Source organism: Streptomyces sp. NPDC052042, from assembly GCF_044548345.1.
Taxonomy (GTDB): Bacteria; Actinomycetota; Actinomycetes; order Streptomycetales; family Streptomycetaceae; genus Streptomyces.
In genome coordinates this window covers 479920-498448 of sequence record NZ_JBIUBU010000001.1, presented here as the reverse complement: position 1 = coordinate 498448, position 18529 = coordinate 479920, and the positions used below count along the sequence as shown (strand labels likewise).

General features: G+C 71.7%; 16 protein-coding genes. 7 read left to right on the top strand and 9 right to left on the bottom strand.

Translation table 11 applies throughout. The features are described from left to right. Nucleotides 1-111: 111 nt before the first annotated feature. Nucleotides 112-777 (bottom strand): heme oxygenase (biliverdin-producing), encoded by a 666-nt coding sequence (locus ACIHCL_RS02160; protein ID WP_399855926.1) that lies wholly within the window; start codon nt 775-777, stop codon nt 112-114. 308 nt (nt 778-1085) lie between these two features. Beyond that, complete coding sequence (map, locus tag ACIHCL_RS02155; RefSeq protein ID WP_399855924.1) at nt 1086-1943, bottom strand: type I methionyl aminopeptidase; 858 nt, start codon at nt 1941-1943, stop codon at nt 1086-1088. A gap of 58 nt (nt 1944-2001) precedes the next feature. Here map and ACIHCL_RS02150 point away from each other — a divergent pair, with 58 nt between their 5' ends. Next, a complete protein-coding gene (locus ACIHCL_RS02150) occupies nt 2002-2232 on the top strand; it encodes a hypothetical protein (protein ID WP_399855922.1) in 231 nt (76 codons plus the stop codon). 309 nt (nt 2233-2541) lie between these two features. Here ACIHCL_RS02150 and ACIHCL_RS02145 read toward each other — a convergent pair whose 3' ends face one another. Next, complete coding sequence (locus tag ACIHCL_RS02145; RefSeq protein ID WP_399857102.1) at nt 2542-3870, bottom strand: MFS transporter; 1329 nt, start codon at nt 3868-3870, stop codon at nt 2542-2544. Nucleotides 3871-4217: 347 nt separating this feature from the next. After that, complete coding sequence (locus ACIHCL_RS02140) at nt 4218-4820, bottom strand: hypothetical protein (protein ID WP_399855919.1); 603 nt, start codon at nt 4818-4820, stop codon at nt 4218-4220. Between the two features lie 228 nt (nt 4821-5048). On the opposite strand from ACIHCL_RS02140, the gene npdG reads away from it, so the two are divergent. Together npdG and ACIHCL_RS02130 are read left to right on the top strand one after the other, a co-directional pair. Further along, nucleotides 5049-5759 carry an NADPH-dependent F420 reductase gene (gene npdG, locus ACIHCL_RS02135; RefSeq protein WP_399855915.1) on the top strand — a complete coding sequence of 237 codons (711 nt, stop codon included), beginning with the start codon at nt 5049-5051 and terminating at the stop codon, nt 5757-5759. 327 nt (nt 5760-6086) lie between these two features. Then, nucleotides 6087-6263 carry a hypothetical protein gene (locus ACIHCL_RS02130; RefSeq protein ID WP_399855913.1) on the top strand — a complete coding sequence of 59 codons (177 nt, stop codon included), beginning with the start codon at nt 6087-6089 and terminating at the stop codon, nt 6261-6263. A gap of 25 nt (nt 6264-6288) precedes the next feature. Here the strand turns inward: ACIHCL_RS02130 and ACIHCL_RS02125 are convergent, their stop codons facing one another. Then, entirely contained in the window at nt 6289-7077 is a 789-nt protein-coding gene (locus ACIHCL_RS02125; RefSeq protein ID WP_399855911.1) for a site-2 protease family protein, read from the bottom strand. 67 nt (nt 7078-7144) lie between these two features. Between ACIHCL_RS02125 and ACIHCL_RS02120 the strand changes: the two genes are divergently transcribed. Further along, nucleotides 7145-7807, top strand: coding sequence for a hypothetical protein (locus ACIHCL_RS02120; protein ID WP_399855908.1), 663 nt, complete (start codon nt 7145-7147; stop codon nt 7805-7807). Between the two features lie 264 nt (nt 7808-8071). Here the strand turns inward: ACIHCL_RS02120 and ACIHCL_RS02115 are convergent, their stop codons facing one another. After that, nucleotides 8072-8989, bottom strand: coding sequence for a chitinase (locus ACIHCL_RS02115; protein ID WP_399855906.1), 918 nt, complete (start codon nt 8987-8989; stop codon nt 8072-8074). A 371-nt stretch (nt 8990-9360) separates the two neighbouring features. On the opposite strand from ACIHCL_RS02115, the gene ACIHCL_RS02110 reads away from it, so the two are divergent. Then, nucleotides 9361-12738, top strand: a complete 3378-nt coding sequence (locus ACIHCL_RS02110) for an AfsR/SARP family transcriptional regulator (RefSeq protein WP_399855903.1) — start codon at nt 9361-9363, stop codon at nt 12736-12738. A 57-nt stretch (nt 12739-12795) separates the two neighbouring features. Here the strand turns inward: ACIHCL_RS02110 and ACIHCL_RS02105 are convergent, their stop codons facing one another. From ACIHCL_RS02105 to panB, 3 genes are all read right to left on the bottom strand, one after another. After that, the gene (locus ACIHCL_RS02105) at nt 12796-13653 is read right to left on the bottom strand and encodes an ABC transporter permease (RefSeq protein WP_399855901.1); all 858 of its coding nucleotides are present in this window, start codon (nt 13651-13653) and stop codon (nt 12796-12798) included. Next, a complete protein-coding gene (locus ACIHCL_RS02100) occupies nt 13650-14672 on the bottom strand; it encodes an ATP-binding cassette domain-containing protein (protein WP_399855898.1) in 1023 nt (340 codons plus the stop codon). The genes ACIHCL_RS02105 and ACIHCL_RS02100 overlap by 4 nt, the downstream gene beginning before the upstream one ends. Nucleotides 14673-14837: 165 nt before the next feature. After that, nucleotides 14838-15725, bottom strand: a complete 888-nt coding sequence (gene panB, locus ACIHCL_RS02095) for a 3-methyl-2-oxobutanoate hydroxymethyltransferase (RefSeq protein WP_399855895.1) — start codon at nt 15723-15725, stop codon at nt 14838-14840. Between the two features lie 191 nt (nt 15726-15916). Between panB and ACIHCL_RS02090 the strand changes: the two genes are divergently transcribed. Then, nucleotides 15917-17548 (top strand): MFS transporter, encoded by a 1632-nt coding sequence (locus tag ACIHCL_RS02090; protein WP_399855893.1) that lies wholly within the window; start codon nt 15917-15919, stop codon nt 17546-17548. 114 nt (nt 17549-17662) lie between these two features. Beyond that, complete coding sequence (locus ACIHCL_RS02085; RefSeq protein WP_399855890.1) at nt 17663-18313, top strand: TetR/AcrR family transcriptional regulator; 651 nt, start codon at nt 17663-17665, stop codon at nt 18311-18313. The last annotated feature ends 216 nt before the right edge of the window (nt 18314-18529 follow it).

The window sequence follows — 18529 nt, the reverse complement described above, 5'->3', positions numbered from 1 at the left end:
ACCCGGATGATGCGCCGACGCGCGAGGGGCGGGTCTCCCCTGCGCGAGCGGAACCGAGAGCCCGGGGAGGCACCGGACGCCGTGGGCCGGTGAACCTTCCCGGCCCCAGCACTACGCGCTGATCGGGAACGCCTCGCCCAGCTCCCGGAAGACCGCGGTGTTCAGCGCGAACGCGCGCTTGCACTCGTCGATGACGCGCTGCTTCTCCAGGTCGTCCGCGTTCAGCGCGTCCAGCAGCTCGCGGTAGTCCCGCTTGAACGCGGCGGGGTTGGCGATCCCCTCGAAGACGTAGAACCGGACCCCGTCCCCCTTGCGCGCGAAGCCCCAGGTCTTCTCCGCCTTGTCGCGGATGATCTGGCCGCCCGAGAGATCGCCGAGGTAGCGGGTGTAGTGGTGGGCGATGTAGCCGGCGGACCAGGTGCGGGCGCACTCGGCGACCCGTGCGGCGTACGCGGCGGTGGCGGGCAGCGGTTCCAGGCCCTCACGCCAGTCGGCACCCCGCAGATGGGCCAGGTCGCGCTCCAGCTCGGCGGTGCGCATCAGCTCGGACCGTATGAACGGACCGGCGACCGGGTCGCTCCGCAGCGCCTGGGCCCCCTCCTCCAGCGCCAGGTACACGAACCACAACTGCTCGGTGTAGCGCGTGTACGCGTCCACTCCGAGGCGCCCGCCGAGCAGGTCGCTCATGAAGGTCGAGGTCTCCGCCTCGGTGTGCTGTTCGTGCGACGCCGTGCGGATGAGCGTCGAGAAGGGCGTGACTGCGGCGGTTGCGTCCAAGGCGGGCCTCCAGGGGCCGAGGGGACGGAAAGTCCTGAAAGAGACGGATAAAAAGACAACAGTCACCGTGCTTCGCGGTCCCTGCCGACGCTTCCGATCTTCCTACTTAGGTTTACCTAAGTCAACAGCTTCCCGACAGTTTGTCGGTAAAAACAATACGCCTTGTTCCGATGGGGCGCGGGTGCGGGAGGGCGTGCGAGTGAAGGGAGCCAGGGGGGAGGCGCGGGAGAAGGGGGGCGCGTGGCGGCGCGGGTACGCAAAAGCGGCCGCCCGTAGGCGGCCGCTCTCATGGTCGGTGGTCCCCGCAGTTACGGGAGCGTCAGGATCTCGGCGCCCGTATCCGTCACCACCAGCGTGTGCTCGAACTGGGCGGTGCGCTTGCGGTCCTTCGTGACCACCGTCCAGCCGTCGTCCCACATGTCGTAGTCGTAGCCGCCCAGCGTCAGCATCGGCTCGATGGTGAACGTCATGCCGGGCTTCATCACGGTGGTCGCGTGCGGGCTGTCGTAGTGCGGGATGATCAGCCCCGAGTGGAACGAGGAATTGATCCCGTGCCCCGTGAAGTCCCGCACCACCCCGTACCCGAAACGCTTCGCGTACGACTCGATGACCCGCCCGATCACGTTGATCTGCCGCCCCGGGCGGACCGTCTTGATCGCCCGGTTCAGCGCCTCCTCGGTGCGCTCCACCAGCAGTCGTGACTCCTCGTCCACGTCACCGCAGAGATAGGTGGCGTTGTTGTCGCCGTGCACACCGTCGATGTACGCGGTGACGTCGAGGTTCACGATGTCGCCGTCGCGCAGCACCGTGGAGTCGGGGATGCCGTGGCAGATCACCTCGTTGATCGAGGTGCACAGCGACTTGGGGAACCCTCGGTAGCCCAGCGTCGAGGGGTAGGCGCCGTGGTCGCACATGAACTCGTGGGCCACCCGGTCGAGTTCGTCCGTCGTGACACCCGGGGCAATGTGCTTGGCGGCCTCGGCCATCGCCTGTGCGGCGATCCGGCCCGCCACGCGCATGCGCTCGACGGTGTCGGCGTCCTGGACCTCCGGGCCGGTGTACGGGGTGGGGGCCGGCTTGCCCACGTACTCGGGGCGTCGGATCTTTCCGGGCACGGAACGGATGGGAGTGATCTCCCCGGGCACGAGCAGCGACTGGCCAGACATGTCAGCGAGTCTAACCAGCGCGCTTGGGGCAGCATGGCCCCGACGGAAGGAGCCGGTGATGGCCCTGTTCAAGAAGCGCACGGTCGGCAAGCCGGGCGAGTGGTACTACTGCCTCCGGCACAAGAAGGTCGAGGAGGGTCCCGAGTGCCCGGCCAAGGACCGCTTCGGACCGTATGCCTCCCGGGAGGAGGCGCGGCACGCGATGGAGACGGCGCGGGAACGGAACCAGGAGTGGGAGACGGACCCCAGGTGGCACGACGACGAGTCTCCGAGGGAGCCGGACGCCTGACCGGACGGCCGGACGTGTGACGGGAGGGTCCGTCGGAAGGCCGGACGGACGGCGCCCGGCCCCGTGGGGGCCGGGCGTGACGCGAGGCCCGGCGGGGAGGCCGGGCGTGACACGGGAGGCCCCGCGGAAGGCCGGGCGTGACACGGGAGGCCCGGCGGGAAGGCCCGGCGGGCCGGGGGCGGCCACCGCCCGCTGCCCGCCGCACCCGCCGCGCCCGGGGGTCCGCCGGCCCGACTTGCCCGCTGGACCCTGCCTCCCCGCGCCCCTGCGACCTCGCGTTCCCTCGCCCCGCGCGCTGTGGCCGTTGTGTCAGTCTCCGGAGGCGCCGGACCCCGCCCCGGACGGGCTGGCCTCCGGCCCGAGAGAGCCGGATTCCGGTTCGGGGGAGCGGGGCAACGCCTGCTGCTGGGCCCGCCTGCGTACCGCGTCCTCGTCCGTGCGGGAGTCGTAGGTCAGCAGCTTCGGCAGCGCGGTGGTGAGCAGCGCGACCGAGGCCACACACGCCACCCCACCGCTCCAGATCGCTGTGCGGGTCCCCGTCCAGCCGGCCATCGCACCGGCCCGCACCTGACCCAGTTGCGGGCCGACGCTGTACGAGAGCACCTCGATGCCCGCCAGGCGGCCCCGCAGCTCCTCCGGAATGGTCTGGTTCCAGATCGTGGAGCGGCCGAGGCCGCTGAGGGTGTCGCCCGCGCCCGCCACCGCCAGGCAGACCAGCACCGGCCACACGCTGGCGAACCAGCCCGCCGCCGCGATCGCAAGCCCCCAGACCGCTGCTCCGAACACCACGAACAGCCCGTGCCGCCGCACCCGCGACGTCCACCCGCTGGTCAGGCCCAGCAGCAGGGAGCCGACCGACCCCGCCGCGTACATCAGGCCCAGCGACCACTCGGCGTCCAGTTCGTCGGCGAGGAACGGAAAGATCGTGTTCGGGAAGGCGAAGAACATCGCGACCATGTCGACCGCGTACGTCCCCAGCAGCACCGGTCGGCTCCAGGCGTACGCCGCCCCTTCGGCGATCCCGCGCAGTGACGGCTTCGCGTTCTCCCGGACGGGCGGGGCCGGGGTCAGGCGCAGACACAGCAGTACGGAGACGGCGAACGTCACAATCGTGACCGAGTACGCCGTGGCGTGCCCCGCGTAGGCCACCACGAGCCCCGCCACCGCCGGTCCGGTGATCGCGCCGAACTGCCAGCGCAGCGCGTTCAGCGCGGCTGCGGCGGTCTGCTGGTCGTGCGGGACGATCCGGGCCATCAACGAGTCCAGCGCGGGCCGCTGCAGCCCGGCGAGCGCGGAGACCCCGCCGGCGACCAGGTAGAGCGGCCAGAGCAGCGGATCGGGCAGCACGGCGTTCACCAGGAGTACCAGGGCCAGCAGCCCCAGCCCCGCCTCGGTGCCCAGGATCACCTTGCGGCGGTCAACGGCGTCCGCGAGCGCACCGCCGTACAGGCCGAACACGATCAGCGGCACCAGCTCGACCGCGCCCATCGCACCGACGGCCAGCGGCGACCCCGTCAGCTCCTTGATCTGGAGAGGCAACGCGATCAGTGCCATGAAGCTGCCGAAGTACGTGACCACCCCCTGGAGCCACAGGAGCCGGAAGTCGGCCGAGGAACGCAGGGGCGTGAGGTCGGGCAGTAGCGAGGAGAACCGGCCGGACGAGGAAGAGCCGGACGAGGAAGGCGAAGAAGGCGAGGAGGAAGCTGACGTCACGAGGCGTCATGGTCCGAATTCGCGGCGCCCGCCGCAACACCTTTTTCCACCGCGAAATTCTCCACGCGAACGAAGTCGTTCTCCGTGCGGTCGTTTTCCACGAAGTCGTTCTTCACGAAGTCGCTCTCCACACGCCCGGAGCCCCGCCGACGCGCACAGAGCCCCACCCTGTACCGGGACGCGTCGGCGCGCGTGGGTACGGCGTGTGCGGGTACGGCGTATCCGGGTTCCGGGCCGGGGCCGGTCCGGAAGTGCCCCGGCCCGGCCCGCCCTCACCAGCGCGGCGGTGGTGGCGCCGTCAGCCGGTCGGCGAGCCGGGACAGCCGGTCCCGGAAGCGGTGGCCGCCGCGCGGCGCGGGGGCGCTGTTCTCCCCGGCCGCCGCACTCACCAGATGCTGCACGGTGTCCAGGTCGACCTCGTCGGAGCGGGCCACCGTCAGCGTCTCGTGCGCGAGCCCCCGCACCTCCGGATCGCCGTCGTCCAGCGTGAGGACCGTCGCCCCGGCCCGGCGGGCGTCGTGCATCCGCTCCAGCAGCCCCGCGCTGGGCCGTTCCGGCGCCACCAGCAGCAGCGTCTCGCCCCGCCCGGCCGCCTGGATCCGGCCCAGGCCGACCGCCAGATGTGCCGGATCGCCGGCCTCCACCCGGTGACGCACCAGGGTCGGGGCCAGCTCTGGCAGACCGGACCAGGCGGACTCGTCGACCAGGTGGGCCGCAAGATGCCAGGGCTCGTATTCCGCCGTCCCCACCAGCAGCAGCCCGCCGCCGTGCGGGACGACGGACGACCTGAGCGCCCCGGCGAACCGGCGGGCCGCGGCCGGCCATTCGGTTCCGGCGAGCACTTCACGGAGCAGGGCGACGCGTACGGCATCCATGGCCCGGCATCATGCCCCGGGCGCCGCCCCGCCACCGGCGAATGGAGACGGAACCACACGAACGGGGAACGCGGGGCGGCAGGGCGCGAGGAGCGGGGAGCGATGGCGGAGGAACGAAGCGATGGGGGAGGAACGAGAGGACCGGGCGCGGGAGACGGCACCCGGCGGCGGGAGTCCGGTCAGGACGACGCGGTATCGCGCTCCGTAGCGGGCAGTAGTGTCGGAGCCATGACTACGCATGAGAAGGGCAGTGCGCCCAGGCCCCCCGCCAAGGATCCCCGGGACCTCCCCGACGTGTCCGGACTGACCGTAGGCGTGCTCGGTGGCACCGGGCCGCAGGGCCGCGGCCTCGCCTACCGGTTCGCCCGCGCCGGACAGAAAGTGATCATCGGGTCGCGCGCCGCCGACCGCGCGCAGGCCGCCGCCGAGGAACTGGGCCATGGCGTCGAGGGAGCGGACAACGCGGAGTGCGCGCGGCGCAGCGACGCCGTGATCGTGGCCGTGCCGTGGGACGGCCACGCCAAGACCCTGGAATCGCTGCGCGGCGAACTCGTGGGCAAGCTCGTCATCGACTGCGTCAACCCGCTCGGCTTCGACAAGAAGGGCGCCTACGCCCTGAAGCCCGAGGAGGGCAGTGCCGCCGAGCAGGCAGCCGCGCTGCTCCCGGAGTCGCGGGTCACCGCCGCCTTCCACCACCTCTCCGCGGTGCTGCTCCAGGACACGGCCATCGAGGAGATCGACACCGATGTGCTGGTGCTGGGCGAGGCCCGTGCCGACACCGACCTGGTGCAGGCGCTGGCCGGCCGGATCCCCGGCATGCGTGGCATCTTCGCCGGTCGGCTGCGCAACGCCCACCAGGTCGAGTCGCTTGTCGCCAACCTGATCTCGGTCAACCGCCGCTACAAGGCGCACGCGGGACTGCGCGTCACCGACGTCTGACCCGGGCGTCTCCCGGACCGGCCCCGGTCCGCCGGCGTCCGAGCCCGCCGGGCCCGGACCGGGCCCCTGGCGGCGGCCCACGCGCCGTGCGGCCCACGCGCCGTGCGGCCCACGCGCCGTGCGGCCCACGCGCCGTGCGGCCCACGCGCCGTGCGGCCCACGCGCCGCGCGGGCCACCGCGCCGCGCGGGCCGGGGCGTCCGGACCGGGGCGTCCGCGTCGTGCCGTCGCTCACCGCTCCGATTCCGGACCACCCAGCGACGGGCGGAAAGCGGCATGGGAGACACTGGACGGGACCGTGCACCACTCCGGACAGGAGCCGACCCCCATGCCCCGACTCGCTCTCTACGCCATCGCCGTCTGCGTCCTGGCCGTCGTCGCGGCCGTGTTCTCGTTCGTCCAGGGCAGGTGGCTCGGGATCGTCTGGGTGCTGATGGCCGGGCTCTCGTCCAACATGGCGTGGTTCTACGTGCGCCGGCACCGCGCCGAGGCCGACGCGAGCTGAGCCCCGGCGCCCGTGACGGCTCCGGTCAGCCGTGGACCGCGCAGACCGGTGAGGCCGACCGCCAGAACCGGTAGGCGTCCCAGCCGCAGTACGTCGTGAGGTCGTCGACGCCCAGCGCCCGCAGCAGGGCGTGGACCGCGTCGAAGAAGGCCACGTTGATCTCGGGGATCCACAGCAGGGCGAACACCGCGATCAGCCCGAACGGGGCGAAGGGCTCGGCCTGCCGACGGACGCGGTACGAGAGCCAGGGCTCGATCACCCCGTACCCGTCCAGCCCGGGGACCGGGAGGAAGTTCAGGATGGCGGCGGTGACCTGGAGCAGCGCCAGGAAGCCCAGCGCGTACCGGAACGTCACCGGGACACCGTCCAGCGCGTGCAGCCAGAACGGCGCCGTGCAGACGACCGCGAACAGCACATTCGTCAGCGGGCCCGCCGCCGAGATCACGCTGTGCCGCCAGCGCCCGCGGATCCGCCCCCGTTCGATGAAGACCGCGCCGCCCGGAAGACCGATCCCACCCATGATCACGAACAGCACCGGCAGCACGATGCTGAGCAGCGCGTGGGTGTACTTCAGTGGGTTGAGGGTCAGATAGCCCTTCGAGGCGATGGAGATGTCCCCGCTGTGCAGCGCGGTGCGGGCGTGCGCGTACTCGTGCAGGCACAGCGAGACCACCCACGCCGCCGTCACGAAGAGGAAGACCGCGACCCCGGGTTGCTCGGCGAACCCCGTCCACACGGCCCAGCCCGACACCGCCGTCACGGCGGTGACACCGAGGAAGACCGGGCTGATGCGCTGGTGTGATGCAGTGCCCATGAGGCGAGCCTACTGACGAAAAGATCAGCAAGACGTCGTTTCTTTTGGTGGCGGTAGGGTCACGAGCATGGCGAGGGGGCTGTGGCAATCGGGGTTGGATGACTGGTACGGGCCCGGAACCCGGGTTGTTCAACGGGTACGGGGTTACCGGCCGAACCGGCGAGGCCAGATCAAGCTGGCACGCTGGCTGCGTGTGGGGCTCCTCAGGGGGCTGTCCTGCGTCGCGGTCTGTGCCGTCCTGGTGGTGGCGGTGGATCCGTCGGTCGGCGGAGTGGCGCATTCGTCGTTCAGCGGAGTGGAGCGTGCCTTGGTGTGCGCCTTCGTGTTGGCCTGGGCGTCGTTCCTGTGGCGTGGCTCGCTGATCAGGGTGGTGCTCCGGCCAGGAGAGATTGTGCGTCATGGCGTGTGGCGGCATGTGGTGGTGCCCTGCTCTCACGTGAAGGAGTTGCACCGCAATTCGTTGCGGGGAGCCCTTGTCCTGGAGACCCGCACCGGGGAGGAAGTCGACTTTCTGTGGTTCGACGGATCCTTCTGGGACTTGCTGTATGACTTCTCCGACGTCTGTGCCGATGCCATGCGGTCTCATGCGCGGGCCGCGTCAAGGAACGGGCGGGCTGAGGTGTCCGCCGGTCTTCAGCGGTGCTTCACCTGGTCGTTGGGCGCCGACCTGCTGGCGGCCGGTGCTGCGGTCTGTCTCGGTCTTGCTCTTCTCGCGGCGGTTCGTGGCTGACCAGCCCGGCGATGTGCCGGGCGGCGGTGGCGGATGAGCGCTGCGGCTTTGCTGTCGTGCAGGTTGGCCCAGGAGATGCCGAGCGAAGGGGCAGTCTGTTCCAGTCAGTGATTCAGACGGATCTTCGATCCGCTCTTGCCGCGATCGGTCGGGGAGGTCGCATGGGTCGGGCCTATGGGCGGTCGGCCGCCCATAGGCCCGGCGACGAGGCCGCGGGCCGGGGAGTGCACCCGGCCCGCGGCGGTCTCGTGGGGAGTCGGCGGATCAGCAGGAGAGGTTGGAGCCCGTCGGGACGCCGAGGATCTGCGTGAACTCCTTGTACCGGTTGATCCGGCTCTCGACCTGGCGCGGGTTGCCGCCGTCGCACTCCAGCGCGCCGTTGATCGAGCGGATCGTCTGGCCGAAGCCGGCACCGCTGACCGCGGCGTCATGGCCGGTGAGCGGGCCGGGGCCGTGCTGGGTGTTCCAGTACCACAGGCCCGTCATCATGGCGATGGCCGGATCCGTCTCCACCTTCTTGGGGTGTTTCAGCAGGTCGATCCCGAGGAAGTCGCCTGCGGCCTTGTAGTTGAAGTTCCAGCTCAGCTGGATCGGGCCCCGCCCGTAGTACGCGGACTGGCCGGCCGGGCAGCCGTAGGGCTGGCTCTGGTCGCAGTAGTGCGGGTAGTTCTCCTCGTTGACCTCCTTGATGTAGTAGAGGCCACCGGTCTCGTGACTGACATTCGCGAGGAAGGCCGCGGCTTCCTGCTTGCGCATCGTGTCGTTGCCGGTGTGGGCGAACTTGGGGAACGCCTTCATGGCGTCCGTCAGGCCCTTGTACGTGTAGAAGGGGTTCCTGTTCGGGAACATCTGGTCGAACTGCGCCTCGCTCACCACGAAGCTGTTCGGGTACGGGTTGCCCCCGGTGCCGCAGGTGTACGGCGCCCAGTAGTAGGTGCTCACCGTCGGGTCGTAACCGGGGTTGTCGCGCTGGGCGACGTAGATCTTCCCGTCGGTGTACTTGACGATGTCGCGCGACTGGTAGTTGGCGCCCTTGGACCAGTCGGGGGCGATGGCGCACTCGTCCGCCGGGGCCGTCGGGGGCTCGGCGGCGTTCGCCGCCGTGGGCATCAGCGCCGTCGCTGCGAGTGAGCCGACCGCCGCGAGTCCGGTCAGCAGCGCCTTCAAGCGATTTCTGAGCACAGGGTTTCCTTTCACGTGACGCGGACATGGCGGATAGACCCGGTGGGATCCGGGCCAATACGCACAGGCCGTGCCGAAGGATGCTTTCGGACACTGAACCCTCCCCCCTTGATCGCAGTCAAGGTCTAGACCAAAGGAATTTCTGGCGGCCCGAACCGGGTGGCGGTCGGGTATGCCGCCGACGGCGGGCGATCCCCGCTCCGGTGCGAACTCGCCTTCCGTCTCACCGGGTTGGCGAGCGGAGGTGATGTCCCATCCGGGGAGCGGCACGCGGTCGCGGGCGCTGGTGCGGTGGTCGGCGGCGACCGTCGGCACCGGCACCTCACCCACGGGGGTCCTCGCGCCGATCCCGGTCACGGAGAATGGGGCGCGTGCGCTACGGCATCCTCGGAACCACTCAGGCTCTCCGCGGCGACGGCACCACCGTCGCCGTCGGCGGTGCGCGGCTGCGCGCCCTGCTCGCCGCCCTCGCCCTGCGTCCGGGTCGCCCCGTCCCCGCCGCCGTGCTCATCGACGAGGTGTGGGACGGTGATCCGCCGGCCGACGCGGTGGGCGCCCTCCAGGCCCTCGTCGGACGGCTGCGGCGGGCCCTCGGCCATGCGGCGGTCACCTCCGGGGAGAGCGGCTACCGGCTGGCCGCCGAGCCGGACGAGGTCGACCTGTACCACTTCGAGCGGCTCGCCGGGGAGGGGGTGCGGGCGCTGACGGACGGGCACTCGGCCAAGGCGCTGGCCGTGCTCGACGAGGCGCTCGCCCTGTGGCGCGGGCCGGCCCTGGCCGATCTGCCCGACCGGGACGCCGTCGCCGCACGCTGGACGGCCCGGCGGCTGGACGCCCGTCGTGCCCGGATCGGCGCGGCCCTCGCCCTCGGCCGTGCCGACGAGACCCTGCCCGAACTGATCGCCCTGTGCGCCGAGCACCCCCTCGACGAACCACTCCAGGCGCTGCGGCTGCGTGCCCTGCGCGACGCCGGGCGCACGGCTCAGGCACTGGCCGCCTACGACGAGGTGCGCACCGTGCTCGTCGACCGGCTCGGCGCCGACCCCGGTCCCGAACTGCGGTCCCTGCACGCCGAGTTGCTGGAACAGGACATGCGTGCCGGGGGCCTTCAGACCGGACCACCCCGGTCTCCGGCCGCCCCGCCCCCCGCCGCCCCGCGCGGCATCCGCACGGTGCCACGGGAGGACCCCGCCGCCCGGTGCGGAAACCTGAGGGCCAGGCTCACCAGCTTCGTCGGGCGGGAGAGCGACATCGAGGCCCTGCGCGAGGACCTGGCGCGCGCCCGGCTGGTCACCCTCCTCGGTCCCGGGGGCGCCGGGAAGACCCGGCTCTCCCAGGAGGCCGCCGAGTCCTTCGGTTCCGCCTGGCCGGACGGTGTCTGGCTGGCCGAACTCGCCCCCGTTGACGATCCGGAGGGTGTACCGGAGGCCGTGCTGACGGCGCTCGGCGCCCGCGAGACCGTACTGCGCGGGGCCGGCGCCGAGGAGTTGCGGGTCGCCGAGGGCAACGCCGGCGACCCGCTCGTACGCCTCACCGAACACTGCGCCCGGCGCCGGATGCTCCTTCTCCTGGACAACTGCGAGCACCTCGTCGGAGCCGCCGCGGCCCTCGCCGACCACCTGCTCGCCCACTGCCCGCAGCTCACCGTCCTGGCCACCAGCCGTGAACCGCTCGGGGTGCCCGGCGAGTTCGTCCGGCCCGTCGACCCGCTGCCCGACCCGACGGCGCTGCGGCTGCTCGCGGACCGAGGCGCCGCCGCCCGCCCCGGCTTCCGGACCGACGCGGACGAGGAGACCGCCGCCGCCTCCGCCGAGGTCTGCCGCCGCCTCGACGGGCTGCCCCTCGGCATCGAACTCGCCGCCGCACGGCTGCGGATGCTCACCCCGCGCCAGATCGCCGACCGGCTCGACGACCGCTTCCGCCTGCTCACCAGCGGGGCCCGTACCGCACTGCCACGCCAGCAGACGCTGCGCGCCGTCGTCGACTGGTCCTGGGACCTGCTCGACGAGGACGAACGCGCCGTCCTGCGCCGACTGTCCGTCTTCGCGGGCGGATGCACCCTGGTCGCCGCCGAGGCCGTCTGCGCCGACGGTCCCGGCGCCGCGCGCGAGGTCGCCGCGCTGCTCGGCTCGCTCGTCGACAAGTCCCTCGTCGTCGCCGCCCCCGCCGCCGACGGCGAGATGCGCTACCGGCTGCTGGAGACCGTCGGCGAGTACGCCGCCGAACGGCTCGACGAAGCGGCGGAACGGGACACCGTGGAGCGGCGCCATCTCGTGCACTTCCGGGAACTGGCCCGTACCACCGACCCGGAACTGCGTGGCGTCGGACAGCGGGCCGCCATCGACCTCTTCCAGCACGAGTACGAGAACATCCGCACCGCGCTGCGCCGGGCCGTCGCCGCCCGCGACGAGCAGGAGGCGCTCTGCATCGTGCTGTCACTGTGCTGGTACTGGCATATGCGCGATCTGCGCGCCGAGGGCCTGCAATGGGCCGATGCGGTGTCCGCGCTGGGGCCCGACCCCTTCGCCGGGCCCGCCGAGCCCGCGCCCTCCCTCCACGAGCGCTGTACCCACGCCCCGCCGCCCATGCCGCCCGTACTGCTCCGGGAGGCGCGGCGCCAGGTGGCCCTGGTGCAGTTGGCCAGCATGAACCACACCGACGACATGTGGGCGGAGGAGGGGTGCAAGGCCCGGCTGCGGGTCATCGCCGACACCTACCGCGCGGGGCAGCCGCAGATCTGCCGTGCCCCGGGGTCGCTCTGGTTCTTCGCCGTCATGATGACCGGCGGGGTGGACGACCTGCGCAAGCTGCTGGACGAAACGGTCCGTGCCAGCCGTGAGCTCGGCTACGAGTCGGAACTGGCCGGCGCGCTCCAGATGCGGGCCAACGTGCTGGCCAACCGCCCCGAATGGGCGGGCAGGGCACGTGCGGACGCCGACGAGAGCCTGGAGATCTACCGCCGGATCGGCGATGACTGGGGCGCTGCCGAAGCGCTCTCCTCACGGGGTGAGGCCAACGAGAAGCGCGGTGAGTACGAGCGCGCCGCCGAGGACTTCCAGGCGGCCATCGGCTACGCCGAGAATCTCGGCGCCCAGTCCCAGGTGGCGCTCCTGCGCACCCGGTACGCCTCCACGCTCACCGAAATGGGCCGCGGCGACGAGGCCGAGCCGATCCTGCGCGAGGTGCTCGCGGAGGGACGCCACGCCCTGCACGAGGCGGTCCCCGCCGCCCGGATCTACCTCGCCCTGTGGCTGGGCCGCACCGGGCGCACGGGCGCGGCGCGCGAGCAACTGGCCGTACTGCGCGAGGAGTTCCTCTCCGAGACGCTGGCGCTCTTCGAGGGGTTCGTGCTGGGCACGGTGGCCTGGCTGGACAACCAGGACGGGCGGTACGCCGAGGCCCTGCCCCAGGCCGTGTCGGCGCTGCGGCGATCCGGCGACGCGCTGTCGCAGATGGTGGCACCGCAGATGTCCGTCATCCATCTCGTCTCCGTCGCACGGGCGTACGCCGGGGTCGGCGGCGAACGCCGGGCCGCCCTCGCGGCCCGGCTGCTGGCGGCCGGGCATGGTCTGCTGCCCCAGGGGCACGTACCGACGTCCATGGAGCGCGACGACTACGCGCGAGTGGAGGAACTGGCCGTCGCCACGCTGGGCCGGGCCGCCTACGACGCGGCGTACGCCGAGGGCGGCGGCCTCTCCCTGGAGGAGGTCACCGCCCTCGCCGAGGCGCACCTGCCGGACCGGGGCTGAACCGCCCCCGGGCTTCGGCCCGTGCCGCGCACGGATCGGGGCCCGGGCACCCGTCGTTCAGCTCTTCTTGCGGAACCTGGAGACCGCCAGCGGAGCCGCCACCGCGGTGATCGCCACCGCCCAGGCGAGCGTCAGCCACACCCCGTGGGCGACCGGTCCGCCGATCATCAGGCCGCGTGCCGCGTCCGCCAGGTTCGACAGCGGGTTGTAGTCGGTGAACGCCTGGAGCCAGCCGGGCATGGTGGCGGTCGGGGCGAAGATCGAGGAACCGAACTGCAAGGGCATCAGCACCAGGAACCCCATCCCCTGCACCGCCTGGGCGGACCTCAGCGACAGCCCCAGCAGGATGAAGATCCACATGATCGCGGCGCCGAACACCATCGAGAGGCCGACCGCCGCGAGCAGGCCGAGCACCGAGGTCTTCAGCTCCATGCCGAGCAGGAAGCCCATACCCAGCAGGATCGCCGTGGCCACCATCATCCGGCCCAGCTCGACCATGATCTTCGCGATGAGGACCGAGGACCGGGCGATCGGCATCGTCCGGAACCGGTCCATGATCCCCTTGCGGAAGTCCTCGTTGACCCCGGTGCCGACCGCGGTGGCGATGTTCATGCCCAGCATCGCCATCATGCCCGGGACCACGTAGTTGATGTACGTCTGCCGGTCGCCGCCCAGACTCGAACCGATGGACCCGCCGAAGACGTACACGAACAGCAGGATGAAGACGATGGGCATCAGCAGCACGTCGAACATCGACTCCGGATCCTTCTTGATCTGGAGCAGATTGCGCCGCATCAGCGCGCCGATGTGCCGCAGGTTGGCCCGCAGCCCGATCCGGCCCTCGCCGGCGAGTGCTCTCGGAGCGGCGGGAGGGACCGTGCCGGTCGTGGCGGGCTGCTGGATCGTCGTACTCATGCCGCGACCTCCGCGGGGATCGTGTCGGTGGCGGAAGCGCTCTTCTCGCCGGTGATGGCCAGGAACACCTCGTCCAGGCTGGGCAGTGCGGTGGAGACGTGCGCCAGCGGGAAGCCCCGGTCGCCGAGCAGGCCGATGACGGCGGTCAGCTGCTCGTCGGTGAGGATCGGAACGTACAGCAGCCCTTCGTCCGGGACCGCCTGCGCGCCCGCGACCCCGTCCAGGCCGGTCTCCCGCACCGCCTGCGCCATCGCGGGCAGCTGCGCCGGGTCCGACGGGCGGATCTGCAGGGTGCGTCCGCCGACCTTCGCCTTGAGCTCGTCGACCCCGCCGTTGGCGATGATCCGGCCCTTGTCGATGACGGTGAGCTCGTTCGCGAGCCGCTCCGCCTCCTCCATGTACTGGGTGGTGAGCAGGACCGTCGCGCCCTCCGCGACCATCCTCTGCACCTCGTCCCAGACCTCGTTGCGGGTCCGGGGGTCGAGTCCCGTGGTCGGCTCGTCCAGATAGAGGACGGCCGGGCGGCCGATCATCGAGGCGGCCAGATCGAGGCGGCGCCGCATGCCGCCGGAGTAGTCCATCGCGGCGCGCCGGGCCGCGTCGGTGAGCGAGAACCGCTCCAGCAGTTCATCGGCCCGGGCCCGGGCGGCCTTGCGCGACAGATCGAGCAGCCGCCCGATCATGTAGAGGTTCTCCCAGCCGGACAGCTTCTCGTCGACCGAGGCGTACTGCCCGGTCAGGCCGATGGTGCGGCGCAGTTCCCGGGGTTGCTTCACCACGTCGTAGCCCGCCACGACGGCGTGCCCGGCGTCCGGGACGATCAGGGTGGAAAGGCAGCGCACCAGCGTGGTCTTGCCCGCGCCGTTGGGGCCGAGCACGCCGAGCACGGTGCCCTCGCGGACGTCGAGGTCCACACCGTCCACAGCCTTGGTCGAGCCGAAGTGCTTGACCAGTCCCCGGACCTCCACGGCGTTGGCGCCGCTCCTGGGGTTCTTGTCGTTTCGCGTCATGTCCACCATGGGACCAGGCGCCACCGACAGCCCGCCGACAACAGGCCGACAGCCCGCCGATGGGGGAAGTCGGCGGGCTGTCGGTGGTGCGGGCGGTGGTCTGCGGCCGGGGCCGGGCCGACGGAGACGGACGGTCTCCGGCGCCCCGGCCCTGACGGGTACCGCGCGGCGGTGTCAGTGGAAGGTGTGTTCGGCGGCCGGGAAGGCGCCGCCGACGACCTCTTCCGCGTACTGCTTCGCCGCGTCGCCCAGCACCTCGCGCAGGTTCGCGTACTGCTTGGTGAAGCGCGGCACCTTGCCGCCGGTCAGCCCGACCATGTCGGTGTAGACCAGCACCTGGGCGTCCGTGCCGGAACCCGCGCCGATGCCGATGGTCGGGATCTGCAGGGCGTGGGTGATCTCGGTGGCCAGCTCGGCCGGTACGAGCTCCAGGACGACGGCGAAGGCACCCGCGTCCTGCACGGCCTTGGCGTCGCGCAGCAGCTGCTGGGCGGCCTCCTCGCCGCGGCCCTGCACCCGGTAGCCCATCGCGTTCACGGACTGCGGGGTCAGACCGATGTGGGCCATCACCGGGATTCCGGCGTCGACCAGCAGCCGGATCTGCTCGTGGCTGCGCTCGCCGCCCTCCAGCTTGACCGCGCCGACGCCCGACTCCTTGATCAGCCGGGTGGCGTTGCGCAGGGCCTGGACGGGGCCCTCCTGGTACGCCCCGAAGGGCAGGTCGGCGACGATCAGCGCACGCCGGGTGCCACGGACGACGGCGGCGGAGAGGAACGCCATCTCGTCCATCGTGACGGGCACGGTGTTCTCGTAGCCGAGATGGCAGTTGCCCATCGAGTCCCCGACGAGCAGCACCGGGATCCCCGCCTCGTCGAAGACGGACGCGGTCATCGCGTCGTAGGCGGTGAGCATGGGCCACTTCTCGCCGCGCCCGGTGGCGGTGGCGATGTCGTGGAGGGTGATGCGGCGGGTGCTCTTGCCCCCGTACAGCGCCTTGCTGCTGTCGGTGGCGGCTCCCGAGGGGGATGTGGCGGGCTTGTTCCGCGCAGCCTGAAGCGACATGTGCCTATGGCTCCTTCGTCATCTCGAGGCGCCCTGACGGCGTCCCCGGACGGGTTCCATGGTGACATCCCGCGACCGCCCGCGGGAAGTGGGCCCGCACGGAGTGTCCGGTGGGAGCGTCTGCGCCGCGGCCGTCCGGGTGACCCAGCTATACGAGACGGTCTCGTATCGAAATCCGATAGGCTCCCGGCATGTCAATATCGACGGGCGCTCGCGCCGCCCTGCCCCAGGTCCCCGAAGCGGTCCACCGCCGCCGCTGGGCGATCCTCGCCGTTTTGATGTTCAGTCTGCTCATCGTGGTCCTGGACAACTCGATCCTGAACGTGGCGGTCAAGACCATCGCCAGTCCCGCGCCCACCGGAATCGGCGCCACCCAGGGCGAGCTGGAGTGGGCCATCAACTCCTACACGCTCGTCTTCGCCGGGCTGCTGTTCACCGCGGGTCTGCTGGGCGACCGCGTCGGCCGCAAGAAGGTGCTGCTCTTCGGCATCCTCGTCTTCGGCGTCGGCTCCGCGCTCGCCGCCCTTTCCGCCTCGCCGGGTGAGCTGATCACCTGGCGGGCCGTCATGGGCTTCGGTGCCGCGTTCGTCATGCCGGCCACGCTCGCCGTGCTGATGAACGTCTTCGAACGCGACGAACAGCCCAAGGCCATCGGCATCTGGGCCGGCAGCGTCGGTCTCGGCATCGCGATCGGCCCGGTCACCGGCGGGCTGCTGCTCGAACACTTCTGGTGGGGCTCGATCTTCCTGGTCAACGTTCCGGTGGTGGTCGTCGCCCTGATCGCGATGGTGCTGCTGGTGCCCGAATCCAAGGACCCCAACCCGGGCCGGATGGACCCGCTCGGCGTCCTGCTCTCCGTCGTCGGCCTGGTCCTGCTGGTCTACGGCATCATCCGCGGCGGTCAGCTCGGCGACTTCGCCGACGCCACGGTGCTCCTTCCGATCGCCGGCGGCCTGGCCGTCCTGGTCGCGTTCGTGTGGCACGAGCGGCGCAGCAGCCATCCGGCCCTGGACGTCTCGTACTTCAGGCAGGCCCCGTTCGCCGCGGCCGTCGCCGCCATCGCGCTGATCTTCTTCGCGCTGATGGGCGTGACCTTCTTCTCCGCCTTCTACATGCAGAGCGTGCGGGGCTGGAGCGCGTTGCAGTCGGGCCTGCTGATCCTGCCACTGGCCGTCGCCCAGATGGTCTTCGCGCCGCGTGCGCGGCTGGTCGTGGACCGGTTCGGCGCCCGCGCGGTGTGCACGGTGGGGCTGCTGATGGTCGCGTGCGGGCTCGCGGCGTTCGCCCTGTTCGACGCCACCACCCCGGTCTGGGTGCTGTGCACGGTCTTCTTCGTCCAGGGCACGGGCATGGCGCATGTGATGACGCCGGTCACGGTCTCCGTGATGCAGACCCTGCCCAGGGAGAAGGCGGGTTCCGGATCGGCCGTCAACAACACGTTCCGTCAGGTCGGCGGCGCGCTCGGGATCGCCGTGCTCGGCTCGGTGCTGTCCACCGTCTACCGCGGCGGCGTCGAGGGGCATCTCGACGCGCTCCCGGCCGCGGCCCGGAACGTGGCCGGCGAGTCGATCGAGGCGACGCTCGCCGTCGCGGACCGGATGGGTCCCGCGGGTGCCCCGCTGGTCACGGCGGCGCACGAGGCGTTCCTGGACGCCATGCACGTCACCGCCGTCTGCTCGGCCGGCATCGCCCTGCTGGGCGCGCTCGTGGTCGCGCTGTTCCTGCCGGGCCGGGCGCCCGCCGGGCAGGGGCCCCGAGGGGCGGGCCAGGAGAAGGCGCCCGCGCGGGCCGGTTCCAAGGCGGTGACGGTCGCGGAGGGCTGAGGACCGGCGGACGCCGCCCCGGGGACCGGCCCCCGAAACCCGGGACGGCGCACCGGCACCGCCGTCGTCGGCGAGAATCGGGGCGGCGGACGGCGTGGCGAGAGGTGGATGCAGGTGCGGGCACAGGCACAGGTACCGGACCGGGACTGCCCGGTCGGGTCGGTCGGGAAGGAACCGGAACCGCGGAGGGGCCGGCCGCGCAGCGCGGCGGCCGAACGGGCGATCCTGGACGCCGTCGTCGGGCTGCTGGAGTCCGGCGAGCCCCTCGCCTGCCTGTCCATCGAACGGATCGCCCGCACCGCCGGGGTCGGCAAGGCGACCATCTACCGGCGCTGGAGCGGGAAGGAGGAGCTTTTCGTCGACGTCCTGCGCGACGTCGAGCCCCCGGAACCCGTCGTCTCCGGCACCGCCGGCCTCGACGACCTGCGGCTGCTGCTGGACTCACTGCGCGAGCGCGGTCTCGCCCAGCGCTCCTCCGTCCTGCTCCACAACGTCTTCGCCCAGATGAAGAGCCACCCCAGGCTGTGGTCCGAGTACCACCGCACGGTCATCACGCCCCGCCGTACCGCCATGCTGGCCGCCGTGCGGCGGGCGGTCGAGGCGGGCGAACTCCGCGACGACCTGGACGTGGAGTTCATCAACGACCTGTTTCTCGGGCCGATGCTCGTCCGCACCATTCACCGCCCCGACGCGCCCCTCCCCGAGGACCTCGCCGACCGCATCATCCGGACCCTGCGCGAGGGGCTCGCCCCGGCCCGCCCGTGATCCGTCCACCTGCCGACCCGTGCTCGACGCGCCCGGAAGCGGGGGAGGGAATGTGATCGTTCTGTCACAAGCCCGGTCGGTCCCCGCCCTTCCGGAACCCCTCGGCCCCTGCCCTTCGTCCTTGTAGCAGTACCGCCGTCGTGGACGGTCGGGAAGCCGCCGCGCATCGCCTAGGGTCGGTGGCGCGGCGACATGCACGGCAAGGCAGTGAGGACA

Bases quoted from the DNA above. Each gene is read 5' to 3' on its own strand.
- ACIHCL_RS02130 (WP_399855913.1), top strand. From the start codon at position 6,087: ATGCCCCGACTCGCTCTCTACGCCATCGCCGTCTGCGTCCTGGCCGTC.
- ACIHCL_RS02105 (WP_399855901.1), bottom strand. From the start codon at position 13,653: ATGAGTACGACGATCCAGCAGCCCGCCACGACCGGCACGGTCCCTCCC.
- ACIHCL_RS02120 (WP_399855908.1), top strand. From the start codon at position 7,145: ATGGCGAGGGGGCTGTGGCAATCGGGGTTGGATGACTGGTACGGGCCC.
- panB (WP_399855895.1), bottom strand. From the start codon at position 15,725: ATGTCGCTTCAGGCTGCGCGGAACAAGCCCGCCACATCCCCCTCGGGA.
- ACIHCL_RS02125 (WP_399855911.1), bottom strand. From the start codon at position 7,077: ATGGGCACTGCATCACACCAGCGCATCAGCCCGGTCTTCCTCGGTGTC.
- ACIHCL_RS02100 (WP_399855898.1), bottom strand. From the start codon at position 14,672: ATGGTGGACATGACGCGAAACGACAAGAACCCCAGGAGCGGCGCCAAC.
- ACIHCL_RS02090 (WP_399855893.1), top strand. From the start codon at position 15,917: ATGTCAATATCGACGGGCGCTCGCGCCGCCCTGCCCCAGGTCCCCGAA.
- ACIHCL_RS02150 (WP_399855922.1), top strand. From the start codon at position 2,002: ATGGCCCTGTTCAAGAAGCGCACGGTCGGCAAGCCGGGCGAGTGGTAC.
- npdG (WP_399855915.1), top strand. From the start codon at position 5,049: ATGACTACGCATGAGAAGGGCAGTGCGCCCAGGCCCCCCGCCAAGGAT.
- map (WP_399855924.1), bottom strand. From the start codon at position 1,943: ATGTCTGGCCAGTCGCTGCTCGTGCCCGGGGAGATCACTCCCATCCGT.
- ACIHCL_RS02140 (WP_399855919.1), bottom strand. From the start codon at position 4,820: ATGGATGCCGTACGCGTCGCCCTGCTCCGTGAAGTGCTCGCCGGAACC.